The sequence below is a fragment of the Streptomyces hypolithicus genome, assembly GCF_052934925.1.
Map to the genome: position 1 here is coordinate 2,699,928 of NZ_CM128811.1, position 15,617 is coordinate 2,715,544.

General features: G+C 70.5%; 18 protein-coding genes and 1 pseudogene. 11 read left to right on the forward strand and 8 right to left on the reverse strand.

All coding sequences use genetic code 11. The features are described from left to right. Window positions 1-142 precede the first annotated feature (142 nt). From ACU6WZ_RS12645 to ACU6WZ_RS12660, 4 genes are all read left to right on the forward strand, one after another. Complete coding sequence (locus tag ACU6WZ_RS12645; protein WP_447033412.1) at window positions 143-313, forward strand: hydrophobic protein; 171 nt, start codon at window positions 143-145, stop codon at window positions 311-313. 180 nt (window positions 314-493) lie between these two features. Then, window positions 494-844, forward strand: a complete 351-nt coding sequence (locus ACU6WZ_RS12650; RefSeq protein ID WP_447033413.1) for a PRC-barrel domain-containing protein — start codon at window positions 494-496, stop codon at window positions 842-844. A gap of 266 nt (window positions 845-1,110) precedes the next feature. Continuing rightward, window positions 1,111-1,392, forward strand: a complete 282-nt coding sequence (locus ACU6WZ_RS12655; protein ID WP_447033414.1) for a type II toxin-antitoxin system Phd/YefM family antitoxin — start codon at window positions 1,111-1,113, stop codon at window positions 1,390-1,392. A gap of 5 nt (window positions 1,393-1,397) precedes the next feature. Continuing rightward, a complete protein-coding gene (locus ACU6WZ_RS12660) occupies window positions 1,398-1,676 on the forward strand; it encodes a type II toxin-antitoxin system RelE family toxin (RefSeq protein WP_447033415.1) in 279 nt (92 codons plus the stop codon). A gap of 48 nt (window positions 1,677-1,724) precedes the next feature. Here ACU6WZ_RS12660 and ACU6WZ_RS12665 read toward each other — a convergent pair whose 3' ends face one another. The 3 genes from ACU6WZ_RS12665 to ACU6WZ_RS12675 form a co-directional block, all read right to left on the reverse strand. After that, window positions 1,725-2,423 carry a DUF5063 domain-containing protein gene (locus ACU6WZ_RS12665; RefSeq protein ID WP_447033417.1) on the reverse strand — a complete coding sequence of 233 codons (699 nt, stop codon included), beginning with the start codon at window positions 2,421-2,423 and terminating at the stop codon, window positions 1,725-1,727. Further along, entirely contained in the window at window positions 2,416-3,015 is a 600-nt protein-coding gene (gene recR / locus ACU6WZ_RS12670; protein ID WP_447033419.1) for a recombination mediator RecR, read from the reverse strand. The genes ACU6WZ_RS12665 and recR overlap by 8 nt, the downstream gene beginning before the upstream one ends. Before the next feature lie 64 nt (window positions 3,016-3,079). Further along, window positions 3,080-3,415, reverse strand: coding sequence for a YbaB/EbfC family nucleoid-associated protein (locus ACU6WZ_RS12675; RefSeq protein ID WP_447034009.1), 336 nt, complete (start codon window positions 3,413-3,415; stop codon window positions 3,080-3,082). Between the two features lie 297 nt (window positions 3,416-3,712). Between ACU6WZ_RS12675 and ACU6WZ_RS12680 the strand changes: the two genes are divergently transcribed. Further along, entirely contained in the window at window positions 3,713-4,468 is a 756-nt protein-coding gene (locus tag ACU6WZ_RS12680; RefSeq protein WP_447033421.1) for an SLATT domain-containing protein, read from the forward strand. A 113-nt stretch (window positions 4,469-4,581) separates the two neighbouring features. On the opposite strand, the gene ACU6WZ_RS12685 is transcribed toward ACU6WZ_RS12680, so the two are convergent. From ACU6WZ_RS12685 to ACU6WZ_RS12695, 3 genes are all read right to left on the reverse strand, one after another. Continuing rightward, window positions 4,582-5,232: a putative DNA-mimic protein gene (locus ACU6WZ_RS12685; protein ID WP_447033422.1), complete on the reverse strand. Its 651-nt coding sequence runs from the start codon at window positions 5,230-5,232 to the stop codon at window positions 4,582-4,584. Between the two features lie 156 nt (window positions 5,233-5,388). After that, on the reverse strand, window positions 5,389-6,090 hold the full coding sequence (locus ACU6WZ_RS12690; protein ID WP_447033424.1) for a GntR family transcriptional regulator: 702 nt from the start codon (window positions 6,088-6,090) through the stop codon (window positions 5,389-5,391). Window positions 6,091-6,367: 277 nt separating this feature from the next. Next, on the reverse strand, window positions 6,368-7,729 hold the full coding sequence (locus ACU6WZ_RS12695) for an aspartate aminotransferase family protein (RefSeq protein WP_447033425.1): 1,362 nt from the start codon (window positions 7,727-7,729) through the stop codon (window positions 6,368-6,370). A 237-nt stretch (window positions 7,730-7,966) separates the two neighbouring features. On the opposite strand from ACU6WZ_RS12695, the gene ACU6WZ_RS12700 reads away from it, so the two are divergent. The 5 genes and pseudogenes from ACU6WZ_RS12700 to ACU6WZ_RS12720 form a co-directional block, all read left to right on the forward strand. Further along, a complete protein-coding gene (locus ACU6WZ_RS12700) occupies window positions 7,967-8,566 on the forward strand; it encodes a DJ-1/PfpI family protein (protein WP_447033427.1) in 600 nt (199 codons plus the stop codon). Next, on the forward strand, window positions 8,563-9,102 hold the full coding sequence (locus ACU6WZ_RS12705) for a MarR family winged helix-turn-helix transcriptional regulator (RefSeq protein WP_447033428.1): 540 nt from the start codon (window positions 8,563-8,565) through the stop codon (window positions 9,100-9,102). The genes ACU6WZ_RS12700 and ACU6WZ_RS12705 overlap by 4 nt, the downstream gene beginning before the upstream one ends. 79 nt (window positions 9,103-9,181) lie before the next feature. Continuing rightward, complete coding sequence (locus ACU6WZ_RS12710) at window positions 9,182-10,948, forward strand: serine/threonine-protein kinase (RefSeq protein WP_447033430.1); 1,767 nt, start codon at window positions 9,182-9,184, stop codon at window positions 10,946-10,948. Window positions 10,949-11,138: 190 nt separating this feature from the next. Further along, complete coding sequence (locus ACU6WZ_RS12715) at window positions 11,139-11,519, forward strand: hypothetical protein (RefSeq protein WP_447033431.1); 381 nt, start codon at window positions 11,139-11,141, stop codon at window positions 11,517-11,519. After that, window positions 11,498-11,938 (forward strand): annotated as a pseudogene (locus ACU6WZ_RS12720) (IS200/IS605 family accessory protein TnpB-related protein); the annotation flags it as partial. The gene ACU6WZ_RS12715 and the pseudogene ACU6WZ_RS12720, both read left to right, overlap by 22 nt. Window positions 11,939-12,122: 184 nt before the next feature. Here the strand turns inward: ACU6WZ_RS12720 and ACU6WZ_RS12725 are convergent. Next, window positions 12,123-13,406 (reverse strand): adenylosuccinate synthase, encoded by a 1,284-nt coding sequence (locus ACU6WZ_RS12725; RefSeq protein ID WP_447033432.1) that lies wholly within the window; start codon window positions 13,404-13,406, stop codon window positions 12,123-12,125. Window positions 13,407-13,571: 165 nt separating this feature from the next. Here ACU6WZ_RS12725 and ACU6WZ_RS12730 point away from each other — a divergent pair, with 165 nt between their 5' ends. After that, window positions 13,572-14,387: a diacylglycerol kinase catalytic domain-containing protein gene (locus tag ACU6WZ_RS12730; protein WP_447033433.1), complete on the forward strand. Its 816-nt coding sequence runs from the start codon at window positions 13,572-13,574 to the stop codon at window positions 14,385-14,387. 24 nt (window positions 14,388-14,411) lie between these two features. Here the strand turns inward: ACU6WZ_RS12730 and ACU6WZ_RS12735 are convergent, their stop codons facing one another. Then, complete coding sequence (locus ACU6WZ_RS12735; protein ID WP_447033434.1) at window positions 14,412-15,617, reverse strand: cytochrome P450; 1,206 nt, start codon at window positions 15,615-15,617, stop codon at window positions 14,412-14,414.

Below are 15,617 nucleotides of genomic sequence, written 5' to 3' on the forward strand. Positions count from 1 at the left end.
CAATCCACAAGAAAGGGCTCGAAGCCCGAGGCTTGAGCTCCGGGCCGACCTGCGGCTCCAGCCACTCGTACTGAAGTTCGTGGGACCGAAAGTGTGTGGCTGGATTTTGGCGGGGCACATGGTGGCTCGGAGGTTGATAATCATGGTTCCCCTTATTCTCGTTCTGCTCCTCGCCCTCATCCTTTTCGGTGCGGGCTTCGCACTCAAGGCCCTGTGGTGGATCGCCGTCATCATTCTGGTGGTGTGGGTGCTCGGCTTCGTCATTCGCCCCACGGCCAGTGGTGGCAAGCGTGGCCGCTGGTACCGCTGGTAGGGCGAGCACGTTCCGCCCACGCTGTGGGCCGCGGGGAAACTCCGCCCGGAGTTTCCCCGCGTGAGGCCCTGAAAGCAGGGCACGCGATTCAACAGGGAACGGTCACCGGATTGAATTCGGACACTGTTTCCTCGGGTTACACATCCGGCTACACACCGTCGACACAAGGAGCCGTTTCTCATGAGTGACATCTGGGGCTACCAGCCGACGACCGGTCACACTGCCGGTAACACCCTGATCGGGTGGAAGGTCGAAGCGACCGACGGCAGCATCGGAAAGGTCGACAAGCACTCCGACGAGGTCGGGTCTTCGTACCTGGTCGTCGACACCGGGGTCTGGATCTTCGGCAAGCACGTACTGCTGCCCGCCGGCACGGTGACGCGCGTCGACGCCGCGGAAGAGAAGGTCTACGTCGACCTGACGAAGGATCAGATCAAGGAAGCGCCCGAGTTCGACAAGGACAAGCACCTTGGTGACTCGGGCTACCACGAGCAGGTGGGCACCCACTACGGCCGCCACCGCCGCGTCTGAGCACCCCTGAGCACCACGAACTACGGGTGGGGCGACCAGATTCCTGGTCGCCCCACCCGCTCGTGCGTTCAGCGCCGGGCGGCGCGGTGCGGCGTACCCGTGGGCGGGCGTTCCTGCTCAAAGTGGGCGCCGGCGAGCTGGGGGGTACGCATCGAATGCCATGACGCCGGTCGTCGGCGCCCCCGCCTGCGACGCCCCGCCGACGACGATCAGGCCGGAAAGTACGTCTGACTCGAGGGCTCATGTACATCTGTTACATTCATTACATGAGTGAACCTGTAGTGGAATCGATGGCCGAGTTCCGCAGCCACCTCGCCGACGCCATCGACCGCGCGCGACGTGACGCAACTCCGACCGTCATCACACGCAGAGGCAAGGAAGAGGCCGTGCTGGTCGATATCGACGAGTACCGGCGGCTTCGGGAGATCGCGGAGCGGAGCGAGGACGCCTGGCTCAACCGGCTGGCCGACGAAGCCGAAACAGAGGGGAAGGCCGGCTCCGTTTCTCTTGAAGAGATGGCTGCGCGGCTTCGCTCCCACCACGCCTGATCGGCATGGGATACGTCACGCGGTTCACTCCGCACGCTCAGCGGGACATGCTCAAGATCCCCCGCCTCGATGCCATGCGCATCTTCCACCGCCTGACTGAACTTCAGACGGCGATGGACCTGGGAGACACCACGGCCTTCGACATCAAGGCGCTTCAGGGCCATGAGGTCCGCCGGCGCCTGCGCGTAGGCGACTACCGCGCCGTGTACACCGTCGAGGACAACGAACTGATCCTGTGGGTGCTGACAGTCGCGAATCGCCGCGACGTCTATCGCACCATGTGAGTGGGTAGGGGCCGCTTGACAGGCGGCCGCCGCACCCTGGCGGTCGGATCAGGTGACCGGGCGCAGGCCCAGGGGGCCCGCCAGTTCCTCCGCCATGACCTTGCCGGCCTCCGCCGCCAGCTCCTCCTCGGCGAGGTCCTCGTCCGTGTCCAGGCCATCCAGCGCCTGGAGCGGCTGGTCCAGGCGTACGTGCGCCACCAGGGACTGGAGGGCGCGCAGGCAGGCGGAGGCGGTGGAGCCCCAGTTGGAGAAGTACGAGAACTGCCACCACCACAGGGCTTCGGTCGTGCGACCCGCCCGGTAGTGGGCCAGGCCGTGGCGGAGGTCGGTGATCACGTCGGCCAGGTCGTCGGAGACGCGGCAGGCGACCGGTGCCTTGCGGGGCTCGTACGGGTCGAAGACCTCGGAGTAGACGTCGATCGGGTCGAGCATGCGGGCGAAGCTCGCCCGCAGGTCGTCCACGTCCTGCTCCGGGCCGAGGTCCGGCTCGTACCGCTCGTCGGGAACGATGTCCTCGTGCGCGCCCAGCCTGCCGCCCGCCAGGAGGAGCTGCGAGACCTCCAGGAGGAGGAAGGGGACCGCGCTGTCCGGCTCATCGCCCTTGGCCACCTCGGTGACCGCGACGATGAAGCTCTCGATCTGGTCGGCGATCTGGACCGCGAAGGAATCCGGGTCCTGCGCGACCGCGTGAAGCAGCGCGGCGCCTGCGTCGGCGCCGGCCGCGGCGTTTGCGTTGGCGTCAGACATCGAGCAATCGTCTCCCCTCGAAGGCACGGCCCAGCGTGACCTCGTCGGCGTACTCAAGATCTCCCCCGACGGGGAGTCCACTGGCCAGGCGCGTCACGCGCAGGCCCATAGGCTTGATCATCCGCGCCAGGTACGTCGCGGTGGCCTCGCCCTCCAGGTTCGGATCGGTGGCCAGGATCAGCTCGGTGACCATGCCGTCCGCGAGCCGCGCCAGCAGCTCGCGGATCCGCAGGTCGTCGGGGCCGACGCCCTCGATGGGGCTGATGGCCCCGCCGAGCACGTGATAGCGACCGCGGAATTCCCGGGTCCGCTCGACGGCGACGACATCCTTCGGTTCCTCGACGACACAGATGACCGCCAGGTCGCGGCGCGGATCACGGCAGATCCCGCACTGCTCCTGCTGCGCGACGTTGCCGCACACCGCGCAGAAACGGACCTTGTCCTTGACCTCCAGGAGGGCATGGGCGAGGCGGCGTACATCGGTCGGCTCGGCCTGGAGGATGTGGAAGGCGATCCGCTGCGCGCTCTTGGGACCGACGCCGGGCAGCCTGCCCAATTCGTCGATGAGGTCCTGAACCACACCTTCGTACAACGGATTGCCTTCCTTGCCCTGCCCGATCCTGCCTGGTACGTACGGTAGTTGGTGCGGGGCCGCCTCAGAAGGGCATGCCCGGCATGCCGCCCAGTCCCTGGGCCAGCGGCCCGAGCTTTTCCTGCTGGAGCTGCGACGCGTTCTCGTTTGCGGCCTGGACCGCGGCGACGACGAGGTCCGCGAGGGTCTCGGTGTCCTCGGGGTCTACGGCCTTGGGGTCGATCGTCAGGCCACGGAGCTCTCCGGAGCCGTTGACGACCGCCTTGACCAGGCCGCCGCCGGCCTGGCCTTCGACCTCGGTCCGCGCAAGCTCCTCCTGCGCTTCGGCGAGGTCCTGCTGCATCTTCTGGGCCTGCTGGAGCAGCTGCTGCATGTTGGGCTGACCACCACCGGGAATCACGGTCACTCCTGGCACTTCGACGACGATTGTTTCGGTATGCCGAGCCTACGTGTTCGCCGGGCACCACGCCCCACGCGGTACCAAGCAACTCTTTCGAGTGACAACTGCGGGTCTCTATACCTGACCACGCGCCGGGTGCGGCCGGAAATGCCGGGATATCGGCCCCGGGGCCCACCATTCGGCGGTAGGAAGAGCACGTATGCGCCTGACGCACGCGTCACACCGCACGCACCACGTCACTCATTGTCACAAGCGAAGGCAACAAGAAACAGCGATGCGAGTGCAGAGGAGTGCCCGGTGAGCCAGCCGGAGATGCAGCCCGAAGGGCCCGTCCGGAAGGAGGGCGGGGGCGCCGCCGAGCGGCCGCACGACGAGGACGATCTGACCGGGCGCCCCTTTCCGCTCGGGGACTGGGGCGAGCCCGCGGAGCGGCTCGACGAGCTCTACCGGTGGGTGGAAGCGAGTGCGCTGCGGACGGCCGACTGGTACCTGGCCGACCGGACCTGGAAACGGCGGGCGGCGCGCGGCCTGCGGGCCGGGGCCGCCGCCGGGGCAGTCACCGGCGTCGTGCTGCCGGTGCTCAACCTGACCGGGGCGCTGGACGGGGCCGTCGCGTGGGGCTACCTGCCGCTGCTGCTGGCGGCCGCGTGCCTGCTCTGCGACCGGTACTTCGGGTTCACGTCGGGCTGGATGCGCGACGTGGCGGCGGCGCAGGCCGTGCAGCGGCGGCTGCAGGCGCTGCAGTTCGACTGGGCCTCGGAGAGCGTGCGGGAAATGCTGGGGCCCACCGAGGGGACGGCGAGCGAGGCGGCGGAGCGGTGCCTGAGCGTGCTGCGGCGGTTCTCGCAGGACGTGACGGAGCTGGTGCGCTCCGAGACCGCGGACTGGATGGTGGAGTTCCGGGCCGGTCCCGCTCCGCTGGGGATGCAGTCGATGGCCGGTCCGGCCAGGCCCCGTCCGGACGGCGGGGCTCCGGCCGGACGGCACACCCTGCCCGCCACCGGTACACGGCCGAACATGCCGCGCCAGCGGCCGCCGGAGCCGCCGCGCTGAGGGGGGCGCCGCCACCGCGCTGACGTGCGCGTCTGCACGCCGCGCTGAGGTGCCGCCCCCGGCGCCGCGCTGACGTGCGCCCCCGCCGCCGCGCCTGGCCCGGTCGTCTTACCTCAGCTGAAGATGATCATTGAGCCCTGGCCGAGGCTCTTGGTCGCCGCCGCGTGCAGGCCGAGCCAGACGTGGCGTTCGCGGGCGAAGGGGCTGTCGTCGTAGGCGGGGGCGTCCGCCGGCTCTTCCAGGGTGGTGGGGCGCTCGGGGGGCCGGGGCGCCGAGGGCGGGTTGGTGTGGTCGATGCCGATCGAGGCGGCGACGAGTTCGAGCTCGCGCAGCAGGCCCTGGGTGGAACCCAGGGGGCCGCCGCCGGCCAGGAGTTCCTCGTTGGACAGGGGCGCCGCGTAGTCCACGGGGACGTACGCGCCCGCGTGGTCGTAGTGCCAGACCAGGTGCGACTGCTGGGCCGTTGACTCGAACATCTCCAACAGCTGCTCGTAGTCGCCGCCCAGCGCGTCCACCGGTGTGACCTCCAGGCCGCAGAGCTGGAGCAGGTACGCGCGGCGCAGGAAGTGCAGGGCGTCGTAGTCGAAGCCCGCGACCGGGGCGACGTCACCGGACAGGCCCGGCATGTAGGCGAACACGGGCACGGTCGGCAGGCCCGCATCGGTGAGGGCCTTGTCGTACGACGCGATCTCTTCGGCGAAGGGATTGTCGGGGCTGTGGCACAGCACATCGACGAGGGGGACCAGCCACAGGTCACAGGCCACGTACGGCTCGCTCTCCACTGGGTTCGTGCGACAGTCCAGGAAGCGTAGTGCTACCAAGTCGCCGCGCACAGTGGCGGGTCGGACCGGGGCCGGTTCAGGCCGCGGGGCGGGGTCGGTCCGGGGCCGGTTCAGGTCCGGGGCCGGGGCCGGGCCGGGTCAAGTCCGGGGCCCGTTCGGCCTCCCGGGCTGCGCCTCCAGGTGGTCGGCCCAGGCGAGGATCTCGGCGTGGTAAGCGGCGATGACTGTCCGTACGGCCTCGGCGTCGCCGCGGGTCACCGCGTCGACGACCTCCGCGTGCCCCTGCCACATGCGGTCCCTGAGGTCGGGGTCGCCGCGCAGGTGCGGTACGGAGAAGACCCAGCAGCGCAGCCGCAGTTGGTGCAGGAACGCCGAGATGTGCGGGTTCTCGACGAGCGCGCCCAGCTCGCGCCAGAAGCGAAGGTCGTACCCGATGAAGATGTCCAGGTCACCGGCCCTGGCCGCCCGGTCCGCCTCGTCCGCCCGCCGCTTGACCGCGGCCAGCACGTCGATGCGCCGGCGGCTCCAGCCCAACCGGGCGAGCTTGCGGAAGACGCCGTCGGTGATCATCGAGCGGGCCTCGATCATGCTGCGGAAGTCGGCCACGGAGATTTCGCAGACCCGGAAGCCGCGGTGCTGGTCGCAGTCGAGCAGATTCTGCGCCGCAAGATCGACGAGCGCTTCCCTGACGGGCGTCGCGGAGACGCCGTACTGCTCGGCGATCTGCTTGACGGTGAATTCCTGCCCCGTCCGCAGACGCCCCGCGAGCACCTCGTCACGCAGCGCTTCCGCTATCTGCTGCCGCAGGGTGTCGCGGTTCACGGCTCGGGTCGCGGGCATGGCGTCTTTCCCCTTCGTACGGCTCCGCACACCTTACGGCCTGGTGCGCGATAGGGGGCGGATCAGCCCGGGGCGTCGGATGCGGTGCATCGCAAGGCGGCGGAGCGTCCTCATAGCGGAGCCATTAGGGCGTTTCGCCAACGCGGCGAGCTGCCGTAGCCGACGTCGCGGGCCCGTCCCCTTATCGCGCACCAGGCCGTAAGGCGGTGCTGTGCGAGCCCCGCCCGGCCCGGAGCGCGGGCGGGGGCGGGGCACGGGCTGGGGCGGGCAGGGGCTGCTACGCGGCCGCGGTGTGCTCGTCCGCCACGGAGAGGGCGATGTCCAGGGCCGCCAGACCCTCCTTCGCCTCCGCCTCCGTGACGTTGCACGGCGGGACGACGTGGGTGCGGTTCATGTTGATGAAGGGCCACAGGCCGTTCTTCTTGCAGGCCGCGCCGAACGCGGCCATCGGGGCGTTGGCCGCGCCGCTCGCGTTGTACGGGACGAGCGGTTCGCGCGTCTCGCGGTCCTTGACCAGGTCGAGCGCCCAGAACATGCCCGTACCGCGGATCTCCCCGATGCTCGGGTGCCGCTCGGCCAGTGCGTGCAGGCCGGGGGCGATCACGCTCTCGCCGATGTGGGCCGCGTTCTCGACGACGCCCTCCTCGTCCATCACCTGGATCGTGGCGACGGCGGCCGCGCAGGCCAGCGGGTGGCCGGAGTAGGTGAGGCCGCCAGGGAAGGGGCGCTTCTCGAAGGTCTCGGCGATGGCGCCGGAGATCGCGACGCCGCCCAGCGGCACGTAACCGGAGTTGACGCCCTTCGCGAAGGTCATCAGGTCCGGTACGACGTCGAAGTGCTCGGCCGCGAACCACTCGCCCGTACGCCCGAAGCCCGCCATGACCTCGTCGAGGACGAAGACGATCCCGTTGCGGTCGCAGATCTCGCGTACGCCCGCCAGGTAGCCCGGCGGCGGCGTCATGATGCCGGCCGTGCCCGGGATCGTCTCCAGGACGATCGCGGCGATCGAGGCCGGGCCCTCGAAGGCGATGGTGTCCTGCAGGTGCTGGAGCGCGCGGGCGCACTCCTCGGCCTCGGTCTCGGCGTAGAAGGCCGAGCGGTAGAGGAACGGCGCCCAGAAGTGGACGGTGCCGGACGTGCCGTTGTCGGAGGCCCAGCGGCGCGGGTCGCCGGTCAGGTTGATCGCGGTGGAGGTGCCGCCGTGGTACGAGCGGTACGCGGCCAGCACCTTGTGGCGGCCCGTGTGCAGCCGGGCCATGCGGACGGCGTTCTCGATGGCCTCGGCGCCGCCGTTGGTGAAGAAGATCTTGTCGAGGTCGCCGGGGGTGCGCTCGGCGATGAGGCGTGCGGCCTCCGAGCGCGGTTCGACGGCGAAGGCGGGGGCGAAGGTCGTGAGCTTCGCGGCCTGCTCCTGGATCGCCGCGACGACCTTCGGGTGCTGGTAGCCGATGTTGGTGAAGACGAGGCCGCTGGTGAAGTCGAGGAAGCGGTTGCCCTCGTAGTCCCAGAAGTACGACCCCTCGGCACCGGCGACGGCGAGCGGATCGATCAGGCCCTGGGCGGACCAGGAGTGGAAGACGTGCGCGCGGTCTGCGGCCTTCACGGCCGCGCCGGCCTGGGGATCGGGGTGAGGGGTCATGGCCACAGGGTAAGGACGGGCGGGCGGGGGCCGACATGGCCACCTTGTATGGACTGCGCCACTTCGGTGGGCAGGGTGTCGATCCCGGCCGGTCTCCGAGCCGGTCCCCGAGACGATTTCCGAGTCGATCCCCGAGTCGGCCCGAACGACAATTGACAACATGCTGTCATTGCGACAGGATATTGTCATCGAGCCGAACGGGCAGCGGGCCCGAGGCTCAGAACCGAGGAGACCGTCATGGCCGGCAAGACCGTGCACCTCGCCGTTTACGACACCTACGCCGACTGGGAGACGGGCCACACCACCGCCCACCTCACCCAGCACGGCCACACCGTCAGGACCGTGGCGGCGACCGCCGGTCCCGTCACCACCATGGGCGGCGTACGCATTCAGCCGGACCTCACGCTCGACGACGTACGGCCCGAGGACAGCACCCTGCTGATCCTCACCGGCGCGAGCCTCTGGGACACCGGCGACGACCTCGCCCCGTTCGCCCGCAAGGCGCGCGCCTTCCTCGACGCGGGAGTGCCGGTCGCCGCGATCTGCGGGGCGACGGCGGGGCTGGCGCGCGAGGGGCTGCTCGACGACCGGGCGCACACCAGCGCCGTGTCCTTCTACCTGGCCGCCACCGGCTACAAGGGCGGCGATCAGTACCGGGAGGCGGACGCCGTCACCGACGACGACGGGCTGCTGATCACCGCGGGCCCGACCGAGCCGGTGGCGTTCGCCCGCGAGGTTTTCGCGCGGCTGGGGGTGTACGAGGCCGAGAAGCTGGACGCCTGGTACCGGCTGTTCCACGACTCGGACGCGTCCGCCTTCGAGGTGCTGCAGTCGTGAGCAGTGAGCCGGTCGTCAGCCGTGATTCCGTCGTGAGCGGTAAGCCGGTCGCGAGCCGTCAGCAACAGGATCTGCTCAGCCGCACCGCGCTGGGCACCTTCCGGCTCAACGGCCAGTTCCTCGCCGTCTCCGAGGAACTGGCCGGGCCCGCCGGGCTCACCGCGGCCTGGTGGCAGGTCATCGGCGCGGTCCTGCGCGAACCGCTGTCCGTCGCCGGAATCGCCCGGGCCATGGGAATCACCCGCCAGAGCGTGCAGCGCATCGCCGACCTGCTGGTGACAAAGGGGCTCGCGGAGTACGCCCTCAACCCGGCCCACCGCCGCGCCAAGCTGCTGCGCCCGACCGAGGCCGGGCGGGAGGCAGTACAGAAGATCGAACCGGGCCACGCGGCGCTCGCCGGGCGGCTCGCGGCGGAGCTCGGCGCGGAGGAGTTCGCCGAGGCGGTACGGGTGCTGGAGCGGCTCTCGCAGGCATTGGAGGCGGTGGCGGGACCCGACGGCCGGGCCTCCGGGGCCGCGGAGCGGGCGGAACCGTAGGGCACCGGACCCCGTCGTTGTCGTACCGGCCCACTATCCTCGGTCGCCGAGGGACGTTTCGGGGGAGGGTGACGCTGCCATGGAGAAGTTGGGACCGGCCGATCCGCAACAGATCGGGGCATACCGGCTGTTGGCGCGGCTCGGCGCGGGCGGGATGGGGCAGGTCTATCTGGCCCGGTCGGGTCGCGGACGCACGGTGGCCGTGAAGCTGGTGCGTCAGGAGCTCGCCGAGCAGGAGGAGTTCCGGGGCCGCTTCCGGCAGGAGGTGGCCGCGGCGAGACAGGTCGGCGGGCGGTGGACGGCGCCGGTTCTGGACGCGGACACGGAGGCGGCCGTTCCGTGGGTCGCGACGGGGTACGTCGCCGGGCCGACGCTGCACTCGGTCGTCTCGGGCAGCGGGGCGCTGCCGGAGCGCTCCGTCCACATCCTGGGGACCGGCCTCGCGCACGCGCTGCAGGACATCCACGCGGCGGGGCTCGTCCACCGCGATCTGAAGCCGTCCAACGTCCTGATCACCATCGACGGCCCGCGCGTCATCGACTTCGGCATCGCGCGGGCGCTGGAGACGGTCACCGACGGCGGCCTGACCCGGACCGGCGCCCTGGTCGGCTCCCCCGGCTTCATGGCGCCCGAGCAGGTGCGCGGTGAGCGGATCACACCGGCGTGCGACGTCTTCTGCCTGGGCTCGGTGCTGGCGTACGCGGCGACCGGGCTGCTGCCGTTCGGCTCGGCCGACAGCGGGGTCCACGCACTGATGTACCGGATAGCCACGGAGCCGCCGGCGCTGGACGAGGTCCCGGAGGGGCTCCAGGACCTGATCCGGTCCTGCCTGCACAAGGACCCGGCGGCCCGCCCCACCCCCGCCGAGGTACTGGAACGCACCCGCGGCGGCGACGGACAGAGCGGCGAACCCTGGCTGCCGGGCGCCCTGGTGGCCGAACTCGGCCGCCACGCGGTGCAACTGCTGGAGGCAGAGAACCCGTCCCCGGCGGGCGACGCCTCCGCGGCCACCGACACTCTGGTCGTTCCGCCGGCCCCTCCCGGCGGCGGTGGCGGTCCCGGCGGCGCGCTCGGGCCGACTCGGCCGGCGCAGCTGCCTCCCGCATACGCCCAGCCCCAGCCCTACCCGCACCACCCGCGGCCCGCGGCCCCGGGCGCCCACACCCCGCCTGGGGGGTACGGCTACCCCGCCCCGCACTACGGCTACATCCCCCCGGCCCCCGAACCGCCGCCCCGCAGCGGGCGTTCGACCGCCGCACTGATCGCTGTGGCGCTGGTGGTCGCACTGGGCGCGGGCGGCTCGGTGTACGCGTTCATGGACTCCGGCGACGCGAAGGGCCACGCCGACAACCACGCCGACAACCGATCCGACGACCGATCCGACGACGGGGGCAAGGGCGGGGCCGACGGCAGCAACGGCGAGACCTCGCCGGCGGCCGACGAGGAGGACACGTCCTCCCCCGGCCCCTCCCCCGTCGCCGTGGACGGATCGGTACCCGAGGACTTCCTGGGCACCTGGTCCGGCAGCCTCAGCACCGCCGAGGGACACAGCACGCGCCGGCTCGTCATCCGGCAGGGCGAGGCCGGCGACACCGTGCTGTCCCTCACCGCGGACGGGCCGACGACGGGCGGCGGCACGTACCACTGCGTCTTCCAGGCGGAGCTGTCCGGCGCCCCGGCCGGCGGCGGCCCGCTGAGCATAGGCCCGTCGCGGGTCAGCGAGGGCCGGCCGATGAGCTCGTGCACACCCGGCGCCGCCACCGAGGTGACCCTGCTCCCCGACGGCCGGCTCCGCCGCGTCAGCAGCGACACCGGGGAGTCCCTCACGTACACCAAGTCCGGCTGAAGCGGGAGCGCGTTCCGGGCGAAATCAGGAAAGCAGGCCCGAAGTGCCGTACGCGCACAATCACGCTGAGTATCGACGGGCCCGCACCCCGAGGGAGGCGCATCATGACAGTGATGCTTGAGCGACCGACGATAAGAGGCACTGATCCCCCCGCTTCGAGGACCTGTGCAAGGGCCTTGATGAGCTGAACGTGCCCGACGGCTTCAACGCCGAGATCATCCGGGGGAACATCGTCGTGTCACCGTGGTCGAAGGCGTACTACATCCTTGTGATGGACCTGATCTGCGATCAGTTGCGCCCACATCTGCCCGAGGGGCACCGAATCAGCCAGGCTCCCGCGCTCTACGCGTTCCCCGGTGTCCAGCGGGCGTACGGCCCCGACATTCACGCGGCCCATGGCCAGACCTTCCAGTCGACGAGCAACCGTCTGGACGGCGACGGCCTCTCCCTCGTCGCAGAACTGACCTCCCCCTCGACACGGGACGATGACCGACAAGGTCGAGCGCTACGGGAAGGCGGGCGTGCCCATCTATCTGGTGCTCGACACACGGCATCCCCACCGGGAAGCTGAAGGCCCGGCTGGTGAACATGGCCGCCGAACACGGCCTCGCCCTGGTCGCCGTCGACGCCGCCTACACCTCCAAGTGGGGCGCCCAGCACTGGGCCAAACCCCTGACCAGCAGCAAACGCGCGATGACCCGCCACAACGGCGCAAGCATCGCCATCGGAAGGCGCGCCCTGGGGCACCCGATCCGGCGACGGACGGCACCGCCCCCGCACGACCAGAGCGATCGTGCGGGGCATCGGACCGTCCAGGCCGGACCGGGCACCCCAGGGCGTAAGGGAAACCGCCCGCGCGTCAACGGACCACGGACACGATCCGTGCCGCCGGGACGCGACGAGAACGCGGTGGACCAGAACGCCCAACACCGTTCGGGGCGTTCGGCCGAGCACGGGTTCTGGCAGCAGGACTCACTCCGGCTCAGTCTTCAGGAACGGTACGAATCCCACCTCACGGTGCCGTTCGGTGAGGAGATCCACATCCCCGCGCCGTTCGACTGCGCCCTGGCACCACCGGATTCCGGGAACCCGAAGAGGGCTGACGCGAGAGGCTGACGAGACGTGAGGGGGCCGTGGCGCGATCTCGCGCCACGGCCCCCTCACGTGCGTACCGCTAGATGAACGAGTTGATCTCGATCGTCTCGGTGCGGCCGGGGCCGACACCGATCGCCGAGATCGGCGCGCCCGACATCTCCTCCAGCGCCTTCACGTAGGCCTTGGCGTTCTTCGGCAGGTCGTCGAAGGTCTTCGCCCCGGTGATGTCCTCGGACCAGCCCGGCAGGTTCTCGTAGATCGGCTTCGCGTGGTGGAAGTCGGTCTGGCTGTACGGGAGTTCCTCGACGCGCTTGCCGTCGATCTCGTAAGCCACGCACACCGGGATCTGCTCCCAGCCGGTCAGCACGTCCAGCTTCGTGAGGAAGAAGTCCGTGAGGCCGTTGACCCTGGTCGCGTACCGCGCGATCGGGGCGTCGAACCAGCCGCAGCGACGGTCACGGCCGGTGGTGACACCGCGCTCGCCACCGATGCGGCGCAGCGCCTCGCCGTCCTCGTCGAACAGCTCCGTCGGGAACGGACCCGCGCCCACTCGCGTCGTGTAGGCCTTGAGGATGCCGATGACCCGGCTGATCTTCGTCGGGCCCACGCCCGTACCCGTGCAGGCGCCGCCCGCGGTCGGGTTCGACGACGTCACGAAGGGGTACGTGCCGTGGTCGACGTCGAGCAGCGTGCCCTGGCCGCCCTCGAAGAGGACGACCTTGTCGTCGTCGAGCGCGTTGTTGAGGATCAGCGTCGTGTCGGCGACGTACTGCTTGATGTTCTCGCCGTGCGCCAGCAGCTCTTCGACGATCTGGCCGGCCTCGATCGCGCGGCGGTTGTACAGCTTCGTGAGCAGCTGGTTCTTGATCTCAAGAGCCGCCTCGACCTTTTGGGTCAGGATCGACTCGTCGTAGAGGTCCTGCACGCGGATGCCGGTGCGGTTGATCTTGTCCGCGTACGTCGGACCGATTCCGCGGCCCGTGGTGCCGATCTTCCGCTTGCCGAGGAAGCGTTCCGTCACCTTGTCGACCGTGACGTTGTACGTCGTGATGACGTGCGCGTTACCGCTGATCAGGAGCTTGGACGTGTCGACGCCGCGCTCGTTCAAACCGCTCAGCTCGGAGAGCAGGACCGCAGGGTCGATGACGACGCCGTTACCGATGACCGGCGTGCACTCCGGCGTGAGGATCCCGGAAGGGAGGAGATGCAGCGCGTACTTCTGGTCGCCTACGACGACCGTGTGGCCGGCGTTGTTGCCGCCCTGATAGCGCACTACATAGTCCACGGATCCACCGAGCAGGTCGGTGGCCTTTCCCTTGCCTTCGTCACCCCACTGAGCACCGAGCAGCACAAGTGCGGGCACAGGCGTACACCCCTTCCGGGCGGGGCATGCCCAAGGTCAGGGGGCGTACGCGCGGCGTACACCTGATACTGATCCTTCGGACCGGTTGCCCCGGAATAGACGAAGCCCCTGGCGCAATAGCGCAAGGGGCTCTTGCACAAAGATGCTACCCGAGGAAGGACCGAGGTGTCGGCTCCGGTGCCCACCGCGAACACCGCGCATCCGCTGCTGGTGGTCATCGACCCAGTCGCCCGGCGTACGGACGGCGAGTCCGTGCGTATCGCGAAGGACGTTCTGTGCGCCGCGGCCAACGTGAAAATCTGCCTGCCGGAGGGCCCCGAGGAGTTCGCGCGGGCCCTCTCCCGGCGGGGCAACCGCCGCCCGGTGGTCGTCGGGGACGACCGGGCGCTGCTGCGGGCGGTGGCGCTGCTGCACCGGGAGAGGGAGCTGGGCAGCGGCGCGCTGGCGCTGGTTCCGGTGGGGGCGTGCGTGGACCTCGCGCATGCGCTGGGGGTGCCTTCGGGGGCGGTCGCCGCGGCCCGCGCGGTGTTGGAGGGCGTGGTGCGGCGGCTCGACCTGCTGGTCGACGAGAGCGACGGGGTGGTGCTGGGGGATCTGCGGATCCCGGCGACGACGCACCCGGCGCAAGCGACGACGTCCATGTGGGGCACGTGCCGTTCGCTGGTACGCACCCTGGTGCGGCCCGCGCCGCAGCTCGCGTCGGCACAGGTGCGTACGTACCGGCTGCGCGTCGAGGCGGACGGGGTCCTGCTGAACGACTTGGACCGGCCGGTCGAGGACGTGTCGCTGTCCTCGCGGGGCGGGCGCGCCGAGGTGGTGATCCGGCCGCGGGACGGCGAACACGTGCGGGTGGCCGCGCAGGCGGTCACGGTGTCGGGGCCCGACTTCCGTTACCGGGCGGACGCGCTGGTGGCGGGGCCGGTCAGGACGCGGACGTGGACGGTGCGGCCGGGGGCGTGGTCGCTGACCCTGCCGGCGTGACGCAGGTGGGCGCCCGCAGGGCGGTCAGAGCTCGACGTGGAGCTCCGTCAGGCCACGGATGACGAACCCCGGCTTCCACACCGGCTCCGCCACCAACCGCATCCCCGCCCCCCGCCGCAGCAGCTCCCCGAACGACGCCCCCAGTTCAAGGCGGGCCAGGGGGGCGCCCAGGCAGTAGTGGATGCCCGCGCCCAGCGAGACGTGGGGGTTGTCGCGGCGGGTCAGATCGAGGGTGTCGGGGTGGGCGAACGCCGCCGGGTCCCGGTTCGCCGACCCGAAGAGCAGCGCCACCTCGGAGCCCCGGGGAATCACCTCGCGCCCGACCTCGATGTCGTCCAGCACCCACCGCTCGAAAAGCTGGAGCGGCGTGTCGTAGCGCATCAGCTCCTCGATCGCCGTGGGCAGCAGCCCGAGATCCGCCCGCAGGGCGGCGAGCTGCTCCGGGTGCCGGAACAGCGTCCACCACCCGTTGGCCGTCGTGTTGACCGTGGCCTCGTGCCCGGCGTTCAGCAGCAGCACGCATGTGGAGATCATTTCCTGCTCGCTGAGCCGGTCTCCCTCGTCGTGCGCCGCGATGAGCGCCGAGATCAGGTCCCCGGCCGGGTCCTTGCGGCGTACGGAGATCAGCTCCCGCAGGTACGCGGAGAATTCCACCGACGCCCGCACCGCCCGCTCCGCCGTCTCAGCGGACGGGTTCAGCTCGTACATCCCGCAGATGGCCGCCGACCAGGGACGGAGCAGCGCCCGGTCCGACTCCGGGATGCCCAGCATCTCCGCGATGACGGCGACGGGAAGCGGTTCGGCGACGGCGGCCAGCAGATCCCCGCCGCCCTCCGCGACGAACGCCCCGACCAGCTCCGCCGCCAGCCGCCGCACCACGGGCGCGAGCTGTTCCACGGTGCGCGGGGTGAACGCCTTCGAGACCAGGCGCCGGATTCTCGTGTGATCGGGGGCTTCGAGGTCGAGCATCCCGTGGTCGTTGAGGACGTGGAACGGCTCGCGCCCCGGCGGCGGCGGCGTACGCCCGAACTCCTCGTGCGTGAAGCGATGAAGGTACGTACGCCCCAGCCGGCGGTCACGGAGGAGAGCCGAAACATCGGCGTGATGCGGTATCAGCCACTGCCCCGACGGCTCGTACCAGTGGGCCCTGCCCCGGCCGCGCAGTTCGGCGAAGGCGGGGTAGGGATCGGCGACGAAGGAGGGCGACCAGGGATCGAACATCTCAGCCAT